This window comes from Streptomyces sp. NPDC041970 (assembly GCF_055588985.1).
Window position 1 is genome coordinate 1 of the sequence record NZ_JBVJCD010000032.1, and the last position, 9,550, is coordinate 9,550.

The window sequence follows — 9,550 nt, forward strand, 5'->3', positions numbered from 1 at the left end:
GCTCCTACCCTCTGCCGGTATTTTTTGTGGTCGCGTTTCGCTGGGTGCTCTACCCCCCCCCCCCCCCCCCCCCCCCTCCCCCCCCCCCCCCCCCCCCCCCCCCCCCTCAGCCGGTGCGTCAGTCGGCGAGGCCCGCCAGGTCGCGCAGCCTGCGGCCCTGGGCGGCGCGCTCGGCGACGCGCTGCTCCTCGTACGTACGCGTGAGCGCACCGCCGAGGAGGGCCTTGGTCTCGACGACGGCGTCGCGCGGGGCGGCCAGCAGCGCGGCGGCCAGGTCGCGGGTCGCGGCGTCGAGCTGGTCGGCGGGGACGACGAGGTTGACGAGCCCGGTGCGCTCGGCCTCCTCCGCGTGCACGAAGCGGCCGGTGGCGCAGATCTCGAGCGCGCGGGCGTAGCCCACGAGGTGCACGAGCGGGTGGGTGCCCGTGAGGTCGGGGACGAGGCCGAGGCTCGTCTCGCGCATGGCGAACCGCACGTCCTCGGCGGCGATCCGCAGGTCGCAGGCGAGCGCGAGCTGGAATCCGGCGCCGATGGCGTGGCCCTGGACCGCCGCGATCGACACGATGTCGTTCCGCCGCCACCAGGTGAACGCCTCCTGGTACGCGGCGATGGTCGCGTCCAGCTCCGCCTCGGGGCCGCGCGCCATCTCGAGGAACGACGGCTCGCCGTCGAACCCCTCGGGCGTGAACGCCTGCCGGTCGAGGCCCGCGGAGAAGGACACGCCCTCACCGCGGAGCACCACGACCCGCACGCTGCCGGGGAGCGCCCGTCCGGCCTCCGTCAACGCCCGCCACAGAGCGGGAGACTGGGCGTTGCGCTTGGCCGGGTTGGAGAGCGTCACCGTGGCGACGGCGTCGTCGACGGTGAGCCGTACGCCGTCCTGGTCGAGCACAGGGTCGAGCGAGGTCATGGGCCCCTCCGGATCGGGGTGCGGTCAGCACACGGAACTGAGTGACTGAACAGTAACCACCCGGACGGCCCTGCGGTCGGCCGGGTGGTCACCCCGTATCCCGATGAGCCGGGAGGGCTCGGACGCCTCAGGCGGAAGCGGCCTTCTTGCCCCGTGTCGCGCCGCCGCGTCCCCGCAGCGTCACGCCGGACTCACTGAGCATCCGGTGGACGAACCCGTAGGAGCGGCCGGTTTCCTCGGCCAGCGCCCGGATGCTCGCACCGGAGTCGTACTTCTTCTTCAGGTCTGCCGCGAGCTTGTCACGCGCGGCGCCGGTCACCCGGCTGCCCTTCTTCAGAGTCTCGGCCACCCGTGCCTCCTCATGGGAAGTGCGCTCTGGAGCTCTCATGATCACCCCTCGCACGCCTCCTGGCCACCCATTCGGCAAGGTCGGCGCGGGCGGATTCGCGGCCGGGGAACACGTGGACACCCTCGGAGCGGCCCGTTCCGAGGGAAGCGCGGCGGCGGACGGTCCGGACCGGCGGAAGAACCAGCAGGTCAGAGCCGTACGGCGCGGAGCGGCCCGGAAGGGGGCGCGAAACCGGCGAGCGCCGGGCGCACGACCGGAGTACGAGACGCCCTCACACAGATGACGGAGCGCGCGTAGGCCGAATGATCCATCCGAGGGGGGTCAGGCCAGGGCGACGAGGTCGCGGTAGTCCGCTCCCCAGAGGTCCTCGACGCCGTCCGGGAGCAGGATGATCCGCTCCGGCTGGAGGGCCTCGACCGCACCCTCGTCGTGGGTGACGAGGACGACCGCGCCCTTGTAGGTGCGCAGCGCGCCGAGGATCTCCTCGCGGCTGGCCGGGTCGAGGTTGTTCGTCGGCTCGTCGAGCAGCAGCACGTTGGCCGAGGAGACGACCAGGGTGGCGAGGGCGAGCCGGGTCTTCTCGCCGCCGGAGAGCACGCCGGCCGGCTTGTCGACGTCGTCGCCGGAGAAGAGGAAGGAGCCGAGCGTCTTGCGGACCTCGACGAGGTCGAGGTCGGGGGCGGCGGAGCGCATGTTCTCCAGGACGGTGCGCTCGGGGTCGAGCGTCTCGTGCTCCTGGGCGTAGTAGCCGAGCTTGAGCCCGTGGCCTTCGATGATCCGGCCGGTGTCGGGCTTCTCCGCGCCGCCGAGCAGGCGCAGCAGCGTGGTCTTGCCCGCGCCGTTGAGTCCGAGGATGACGACGCGGGAGCCCTTGTCGATGGCGAGGTCCACGTCGGTGAAGATCTCCAGCGACCCGTACGACTTGGACAGGCCCTCCGCCATCAGCGGGGTCTTGCCGCAGGGCGCGGGCTCGGGGAAGCGGAGCTTGGCGACCTTGTCGGAGACCCGTACGGCCTCCAGGCCGGACAGCAGCCGGTCGGCGCGCTTGGCCATGTTCTGGGCGGCGACGGTCTTGGTCGCCTTGGCGCGCATCTTGTCGGCCTGCGAGTTGAGGGCGGCGGCCTTCTTCTCGGCGTTCTGGCGCTCGCGCTTGCGGCGCTTCTCGTCGGCCTCGCGCTGCTGCTGGTAGAGCTTCCAGCCCATGTTGTAGATGTCGATCTGCGAGCGGTTGGCGTCGAGGTAGAAGACCTTGTTGACCACCGTCTCGACCAGGTCGACGTCGTGGGAGATCACGACGAAGCCGCCCCGGTAGGACTTGAGGTAGTCGCGCAGCCAGACGATGGAGTCGGCGTCGAGGTGGTTGGTCGGCTCGTCCAGGAGGAGGGTGTCGGCGTCGGAGAAGAGGATCCGGGCCAGCTCCACGCGGCGGCGCTGCCCGCCGGAGAGGGTGTGCAGGGGCTGGCCGAGGACCCGGTCGGGCAGGTTGAGCGCGGCGGCGATGGTGGCGGCCTCGGCCTCGGCGGCGTATCCGCCCCTGGTGAGGAACTCCGTCTCCAGGCGCTCGTACTTCTTCATCGCCTTCTCGCGGGTGGCGCCCTTGCCGTTCGCCATCCGCTCCTCGTTCTCGTGCATCTTGCGCAGGATCTCGTCGAGGCCGCGGGCGGAGAGGACGCGGTCGCGGGCGAGGACGTCGAGGTCGCCGGTGCGGGGGTCCTGCGGGAGGTAGCCGACCTCGCCGGAGCGGGTGATGGTGCCGCCCGCGGGGGCGCCCTCGCCCGCGAGGCACTTGGTGAGGGTGGTCTTGCCCGCTCCGTTGCGGCCGACCAGGCCGATGCGGTCGCCCTTGGCGATGCGGAAGGAGGCGGACTCGATGAGGATGCGGGCGCCGGCGCGCAGCTCGATGCCGGAGGCGGTGATCACGGGTGGGGCTCCAGGGCAGGGTGGACGGCGGAGGGACGAGGGCGGAGGGGTCTCTCGACGCCGCTAATGCGCAAGGAGAATGGCCATACGGCCCATTCTACTGGCGGTGCGCAACTGCTTTTCCGCGCGCCCGCGGCGGCGGACGCCCGCCGTCCGGGGCGCGGCGGCGCTGCGCCGTCCGAGCTCCGCGCGGGGTCACAGGGCCCCTGAGCCGCGCACACCCGTCGCGGGAGGGCGTTGTCCGTGACCGGTGCCAGACTGAGAGACAGGTCACATCGGACCGTCCGCCGGCGACCGGCGGACGGGAGGTCGGACGAGGTGAGTGCGATGTCGGGCACGGCGAGCGGGGTCCCCACGGTCTACCCGGCGATCCTGTACGAGGACGCGCGGGCGGCGATCAGGACGCTGACGCGGGGGCTGGGCTTCACCGAGGAAGCCGTCTACGAGGGGGAGGACGGCCAGGTGCTCCACGCCGAGCTGTCCTGCGGCAACGGCAGGGTGATGCTGGGCTCCGCGGGGCGCGGCGGCGTGTTCGCGCGGGCGATGGCGGGCGCGGGTCCGGCCGGGGTCTACGTGGTGGTGGACGAGGTGGACGAGCACTACGCCCGCGCGGTGGAGTTCGGCGTGGAGATCCTGATGCCGCCCACCGACCAGGACTACGGCTCCCGCGACTACACGGCGCGCGACCCGGAGGGCAACGTGTGGAGCTTCGGGACGTACGCGCCGGGGTCCGGCTGAGCGGACCCCGGCCGCGGGCGGCTCAGGAGCCGCCGGTGTGGACCTGGAAGGCGGCCCGTCTGACCGCTTTCGCCAGGGCCGGGTCAGGGTGGGCGGCGGCCAGGGCGACCAGGACCTGGACGGTGCGCGGGTGGCCGACGGCCCGGACCTCGTCGAGGAGGGCCGGGACGGTGCCCTGGACGGCGGAGTCGAGGTGGCGCACCAGCAGCCCGGTCTCGCCGTGGTCGGCGACGGCGGCGGCGGTGTCGACCCAGAGCCAGGTGGCCTCCTCCCGGCTGAGGACGTCCTGCGCGTCGTCGGGGTCCTTGCCCTCGTACTCGGCGAGCCAGAGCAGCGCGTACGGGCGGAGCGAGGGTTCGGCGAGCACGGCGCGGACCTCGGGCTCGGCGGGGGCGCCGACGACCCGGAGCGCCTCGAAGGCCAGTCCGCGCAGCAGGGCGTCCTCGCCGCGGGCGACGGCCAGCAACTCGGCGACGGCGCTGCCGACCGTGCGGGCGGCGAGCCAGGCCCGGTACTCGTCGCGGGCCGGGCCGGGGGTGAGCCGGGCGCAGCCGAGGAGCATGTCGCCGGCGGACCGCTCGATGTTCCCGGCGGGGCTCTGGGCGGCGACGCAGATCTGCTCCAGCTTGACCCAGACCGCCCAGTTGCCGAGGGGGGTGAGGGTGGCGTGGCCGTCGCCGAGGGTCAGCGCGCCGACGGAGGCGAGCCCCTCCAGGGCCCAGTCGAGCAGCAGGGCGTTGAGGCCGGCGGCGCGGGCCGGGTCGGGGGCCTGGGCCGGGGCGGCCGTGCGGCCGGGTTCGAGGGGCACTTCGCAGCGCTCCTCCTGGAGTTCGGCGATGCGCTGGCCGAGGAGGTCCAGGAGGGCGGGGACGGTCACGGGGCCCGCGGAGAGCTGGAGGAGGGAGAGCACCTGGGGCACGGCCTCCACGGCCTCGGCGACCGCCCCCGCCTCGATGCCCTCGGGGGCGCGGTGGACGAGCGACCAGGCGTCGAACAGCGCCACCCAGCCGCGGAGCACGGCGGAGTCGTCCCGGTCCCAGGCCCGCAGCCGCCAGCCGGGGCGGGCGGTGCCGCCGTGCAGTTCGATGAGCCCGGCCAGCCGGGCCCGGTCCCAGCCCGCGCGCACCTGCGCCGGGGAGAGCTCCAGGGCGGCCGCCGCGCGCTCGGTGTCGTGGACGGCGGCCGGGTCCCCGCCGCCTGGTCCCGCGACGCCGGCGGCCCAGTGGGCGATGCGTACGGCGTCGGCGAGGACCGCCCTGGCCTGGCGGGCCAGTTCCGTCCGGGGCGGGGTGCCCTCGGGCGGCCGCGGGGCGGGCCTGGTGCGCCGGGTGGTCACCGCCTTGCGGGCGGTGGCGAGGGGTCGCGGGCGGACAAGTCGCAGTCTGGAGTCGCGCGGGGTACGGGACGTCACGAGGAGCAGTCTTGCCCCTGACGGCCCGAAAGCCCAAACGGAAGCCGTTTCACCGGTACGCGGGAGGGCCCCGGCGGCCTCGGCCGGAACCCTCCCGGCCCGGCTCACATCAGGGGCGTGAGGAACCGCCGCACCGTCTCCTCGTAGCAGGCCGGGTCGGCGTTCCACATCGCCGCGTGGGGGGCGTGGGCCACGGGGTGGAGGGTGACCAGGCCGGGGCGGCGGGCGGCGAGTGCGCGGGAGGGGCCCCAGGGGGCGACGGCGTCGTCCGGTCCGTGCAGGATCAGGGTCGGGGTGCGCAGGGCGGCGGGCGCGGGCGTCTGGAGGAACGGCCGGGGGCTCAGGCCGGTCCTGCCCTGGGCGGCGCGGACGGCCAGCGGCAGCAGGGCGGCCGGGACGCCGCGGGCGACGGCCAGGGCGCGCAGGGTGACGGGCCAGTCCAGCACCGGGGAGTCGAGGACGAGGCCGCTGATCCGGTCGCGGAGCGGGGATTCGACCGCCGCGTGCAGCGCCATCGTCGCGCCGGTGGACCAGCCGTGCACGATCACGCTCGCGGCCCCGTGGCGCAGGGCGTGGCGGACGGCGGCGTCCAGGTCGCGCCACTCGGAGGCCCCGAAGTGGCCGAGGCCCTCGGCGGGGCGGGGGGCGCCGGCGTCGCCCCGGTAGGCGAGGTCGAGCACCGGGAAGCCCTGTCCGCGCAGGAAGCCCATCAGGTTCATGGGGTGCGCCCGCGTGGTGCCCAGGCCGTGCAGGGTGATGACCCAGATGTCGCGGGCGCCGGGCACGAACCAGGCGGGCAGGGTCCCCAGCTCGCCGGGAATCTCCACCTCGCGGTACTCCAGCCCGAGGTCGCCGAGCGGGTCCTCGCTGTACAGCTCGGGCGTGAGCCTGACCCGCGCGCCCGGTTCGAGGACGCCGCGGCCGACCCGTTCCAGCCGGCGTACGACGGTGTCGGCGGCGCCGGCTCCCGCGAGGACCGGTCCGACCACCGCGTGGACCCCCGGCCCGGTCAGCCCGTACGTGCCGGGCCGGAGCGCGGAGAAGGAGCGGGTCAGCGCGACCTGCCCGGCCGCCGCGGCGTGCACGGTGAGTCGGCGGTCGGCCGGGAGGGGCCGGGTGGACGCGGCCTTGAGGGCGGCGTCGCCGGCGTACCGGCCGGCCGCGACCGCTGCCGCACCGGCGCCGAGGATCGTGGTGACGGCCGTTGCCGTCGCGGTTGCCGGGCGCACGGCTCCAGTGTCGTGGGGCGCGCGGCGCGGTGCCAGCGGGCGGGGCCGTCCGGGGGGGCGCGGGCGCGGGGAACGGCTCGGGCGGCGGTCGGGCGCCGCCGCGTCAGCCGGGTTGGCCGTACCCCTTGAGCGCTTCGGCCACCTCGTCGAGCTGGGCGGCGGTGAGGAGGGCCGGGGTGCGGCCGGGCACGGAGGCGGCGACGAGCCAGAGCCGGCACAGCCACTCCAGTTGGGCGGTGCGCTCGTACGCCTGGTCGAGGGTGTCGCCGTAGGTGACGGTGCCGTGGTTGGCCAGCAGGCAGCCGGTGCGGTCGCGCAGGGCGGCGAGCATGGCGTCCGCCAGCTCCTGGCTGCCGTAGCGGGCGTAGGCGGCGGTCCGGACGGGGCCGCCGAGCAGGGCCGCCGCGTAGTGGACGAGCGGCACCTCGGGCAGGAGCGTGGAGACGGCGGTGGCGTGCACCGCGTGGGTGTGGACGACGGCCGCGGCGCCGGTGTGGCGGTAGATCGCCAGATGGAGGGGGAGTTCGCTGGTCGGCGCGAGGTCTCCGAGGACCCGGCGGCCCTCCAGGTCGACGCCGACCGCGTCGCGGGGGCCGAGCCGGTCGTAGGGCACCCCGCTGGGCGTGACGAGGACGAGGTCGCCGACGCGGGCCGACACGTTGCCCGAGGCGCCGACGACCAGGCCGTCGGCGGCGCTCCGGCGGGCCGTCCCGACGACGTCCCGCCAGGTCTGTTCGATCGCGTCCCGTGGGTGTTCGCTCGCGCTCATGCGGAGAGCGTAGGCGCGGCCCCGGAAGGGGTCGGGGCGGGGCCGGCGGCGGAGGGGGCGGGAGCGGCGCGGCGGGTGTGCGTCGGGGGCGGGCCGGGGCGGCGGCGGACGGTAACCGGAACGCCGGTTCCGGCATGACAAGGGTCTCTTTCGAGTGAAGAACACCCGCCCGAAAACAGTGGTCCACCGGGGACCGGCGAGCGCCTCGCCCCCCGCCCCACCGGCCCTCCTTCCCCTTCCCGCCCCGAAGCGGAATATCCGGGCCCCGTTTCGGATCACCATGAAGCCCCGCCCAGTTCATCTTCCGTTCATTCAGGTTGCCTACGGTCCACGAGCCACTGACGTCGAACGATTGCCTGGGTAAATGGAACACATCACGCTGCTGCTCGCGATCGTGATCGCGACAGCTCTCGTGTTCGATTTCACGAACGGTTTCCACGACACCGCCAACGCGATGGCCACCACCATCTCGACCGGCGCCCTGAAGCCCAAGACGGCGGTGGCCATGTCCGCCGTCCTCAACCTGATCGGCGCGTTCCTGTCGGTGGAGGTCGCCAGGACGATCTCCGGCGGGATCGTCGACGAGGACGGCCTCAGAACCGAGGTCATCTTCGCGGCGCTCGTCGGCGCGATCCTGTGGAACCTGCTGACCTGGCTGGTCGGGCTCCCCTCCAGTTCGTCCCACGCCCTGTTCGGCGGTCTGATCGGCGCGGCGGTCATGTCGGCCGGCTGGTCCTCGATCAACGGCGGCACCGTCGTCACCAAGGTGCTCCTCCCGGCGATCGCCGCCCCGCTGGTGGCCGGTCTCGCCGCGATGCTGGCCACGAAGCTGACGTACCGCATCAACCGGAACGTCACCGACGAGAACCAGCTCGCGTCCACGGCCAAGGGCTACCGGGCCGGGCAGATCGCCTCCGCCGGCCTCGTCTCGCTCGCCCACGGCACCAACGACGCCCAGAAGACGATGGGCATCATCACCCTGGCCCTGGTCACCGGCGGCGTCCTCGCCCCCGGCTCCAACCCGCCGATGTGGGTCATCGTCTCCGCCGGCGTCGCCATCGCGCTGGGCACCTACCTGGGCGGCTGGCGCATCATCCGCACCATGGGCAGCGGCCTGACCGACCTGAAGCCGCCGCAGGGCTTCGCCGCCCAGACCAGCGCGGCGACCGTCATCCTGGCCTCCTCGCACCTGGGCTTCTCGCTCTCCACCACCCAGTCCTGCTCCGGCGCCGTGATGGGCGCGGGCCTGGGCCGCAAGGGGGGCGTGGTCCGCTGGTCCACCGCCACCCGGATGTTCGTCGCCTGGGGGCTGACGCTGCCGGCGGCGGGCCTGGTCGGCGCGGGCGCCGAGTTCCTGACCAAGCAGGGCCCCTGGGGCATCACCGTCACGGCGGCCCTCCTCGTCGCGGGCTCCGGCGCCATCTGGCTGGCCTCGCGCCGCAAGCCGGTCGACCACACCAACGTCAACGACGCGGCCGGGGACGCCGAGCCGCAGGGCGTCGTCACCACCGCCATGGCCGCGGTCGCGCCGCCGCCCGCGGGCGCTCCCGTCTCCGAACCCATGATGACCGCCCTCCCGGCCCCGAGCACGACGCCGGACGGCCCGGCGCGTCCGCCGGCCACGGTGTAAGGACAGATCCGCATGAAAATCGACTGGGCAGCACTCGCCTCCGTCTTCGGCGTCAGCCTCGTGGTCACCGTCGCGCTGGTCGGCCTCTTCACCCTCGGCATCGTCGGGCTCTCCCAGCGGTCCGCCCCGGCCGGAAGCACCGGCGCCGGCCGGTCGGCCACGCCGGCGCGCGTCGGCGCGTACGCCTGCTTCGCGCTGTGCGCGGCGGCGGTCGTGTACGGGATCTCGCTGATCGTCGCCTGACGCCCCCCCCCCCCGCCTCCTCGGGTCGGGCGCGCCTCGGCGCGTCCGACCCGATGTGCGTCCGCGCACAGTGCCCGCCCGTAGGTCAACAGCAAGTTGACGGGTGTTCTCGCAGCGTGGTGGACTGCCGGAGCCATTCACGGCGACAACAGAGGAAGCCGGTGCGAATCCGGCGCGGTCCCGCCACTGTCACCGAGGAGCACTCCCCCATCCGGACGCCACGGCCCGTCGAGCACGGGTTGGAAGGCCGGGGGAACTGCGGATTCGGGAGCCAGGAGACTCTGGTCGCCGTCACGTCGAACCAGGGCGCGGACCCTGAGTTAAGGACCTACGCCATGCCCGGCCGCAGCG

The 9,550-nt window shown here is 74.3% G+C and carries 9 protein-coding genes and 1 riboswitch; of the genes, 3 read left to right on the top strand and 6 right to left on the bottom strand.

Annotated features, from left to right (window positions below):
• Positions 1–118 precede the first annotated feature (118 nt).
• From ACZ6EJ_RS17205 to ACZ6EJ_RS17215, 3 genes are all read right to left on the bottom strand, one after another.
• A complete protein-coding gene (locus ACZ6EJ_RS17205; RefSeq protein WP_469267929.1) occupies positions 119–910 on the bottom strand; it encodes an enoyl-CoA hydratase/isomerase family protein in 792 nt (263 codons plus the stop codon).
• Between the two features lie 127 nt (positions 911–1,037).
• Positions 1,038–1,259, bottom strand: a complete 222-nt coding sequence (locus tag ACZ6EJ_RS17210; RefSeq protein WP_006123601.1) for a helix-turn-helix domain-containing protein — start codon at positions 1,257–1,259, stop codon at positions 1,038–1,040.
• A 321-nt stretch (positions 1,260–1,580) separates the two neighbouring features.
• Positions 1,581–3,179 (bottom strand): ABC-F family ATP-binding cassette domain-containing protein, encoded by a 1,599-nt coding sequence (locus ACZ6EJ_RS17215; protein WP_469267930.1) that lies wholly within the window; start codon positions 3,177–3,179, stop codon positions 1,581–1,583.
• Between the two features lie 327 nt (positions 3,180–3,506).
• Between ACZ6EJ_RS17215 and ACZ6EJ_RS17220 the strand changes: the two genes are divergently transcribed.
• Complete coding sequence (locus ACZ6EJ_RS17220; protein WP_469267931.1) at positions 3,507–3,917, top strand: VOC family protein; 411 nt, start codon at positions 3,507–3,509, stop codon at positions 3,915–3,917.
• Positions 3,918–3,939: 22 nt separating this feature from the next.
• Here the strand turns inward: ACZ6EJ_RS17220 and ACZ6EJ_RS17225 are convergent, their stop codons facing one another.
• From ACZ6EJ_RS17225 to ACZ6EJ_RS17235, 3 genes are all read right to left on the bottom strand, one after another.
• Positions 3,940–5,253, bottom strand: a complete 1,314-nt coding sequence (locus tag ACZ6EJ_RS17225; protein WP_469268009.1) for a hypothetical protein — start codon at positions 5,251–5,253, stop codon at positions 3,940–3,942.
• A gap of 179 nt (positions 5,254–5,432) precedes the next feature.
• The gene (locus ACZ6EJ_RS17230) at positions 5,433–6,557 is read right to left on the bottom strand and encodes an alpha/beta hydrolase family protein (protein ID WP_469267932.1); all 1,125 of its coding nucleotides are present in this window, start codon (positions 6,555–6,557) and stop codon (positions 5,433–5,435) included.
• Positions 6,558–6,660: 103 nt separating this feature from the next.
• Complete coding sequence (locus tag ACZ6EJ_RS17235) at positions 6,661–7,326, bottom strand: class II aldolase/adducin family protein (protein WP_469267933.1); 666 nt, start codon at positions 7,324–7,326, stop codon at positions 6,661–6,663.
• Between the two features lie 364 nt (positions 7,327–7,690).
• Here ACZ6EJ_RS17235 and ACZ6EJ_RS17240 point away from each other — a divergent pair, with 364 nt between their 5' ends.
• Complete coding sequence (locus ACZ6EJ_RS17240) at positions 7,691–8,956, top strand: inorganic phosphate transporter (protein WP_469267934.1); 1,266 nt, start codon at positions 7,691–7,693, stop codon at positions 8,954–8,956.
• A 12-nt stretch (positions 8,957–8,968) separates the two neighbouring features.
• Positions 8,969–9,199: a hypothetical protein gene (locus tag ACZ6EJ_RS17245; protein ID WP_469267935.1), complete on the top strand. Its 231-nt coding sequence runs from the start codon at positions 8,969–8,971 to the stop codon at positions 9,197–9,199.
• Positions 9,200–9,303: 104 nt separating this feature from the next.
• A riboswitch (cobalamin riboswitch) is annotated at positions 9,304–9,502 on the top strand.
• Positions 9,503–9,550 lie beyond the last annotated feature (48 nt).

Coding starts and splice junctions, on each gene's coding strand:
- ACZ6EJ_RS17205 (WP_469267929.1), bottom strand. CDS start 910: ATGACCTCGCTCGACCCTGTGCTCGACCAGGACGGCGTACGGCTCACC.
- ACZ6EJ_RS17220 (WP_469267931.1), top strand. CDS start 3,507: ATGTCGGGCACGGCGAGCGGGGTCCCCACGGTCTACCCGGCGATCCTG.
- ACZ6EJ_RS17235 (WP_469267933.1), bottom strand. CDS start 7,326: ATGAGCGCGAGCGAACACCCACGGGACGCGATCGAACAGACCTGGCGG.
- ACZ6EJ_RS17240 (WP_469267934.1), top strand. CDS start 7,691: ATGGAACACATCACGCTGCTGCTCGCGATCGTGATCGCGACAGCTCTC.
- ACZ6EJ_RS17245 (WP_469267935.1), top strand. CDS start 8,969: ATGAAAATCGACTGGGCAGCACTCGCCTCCGTCTTCGGCGTCAGCCTC.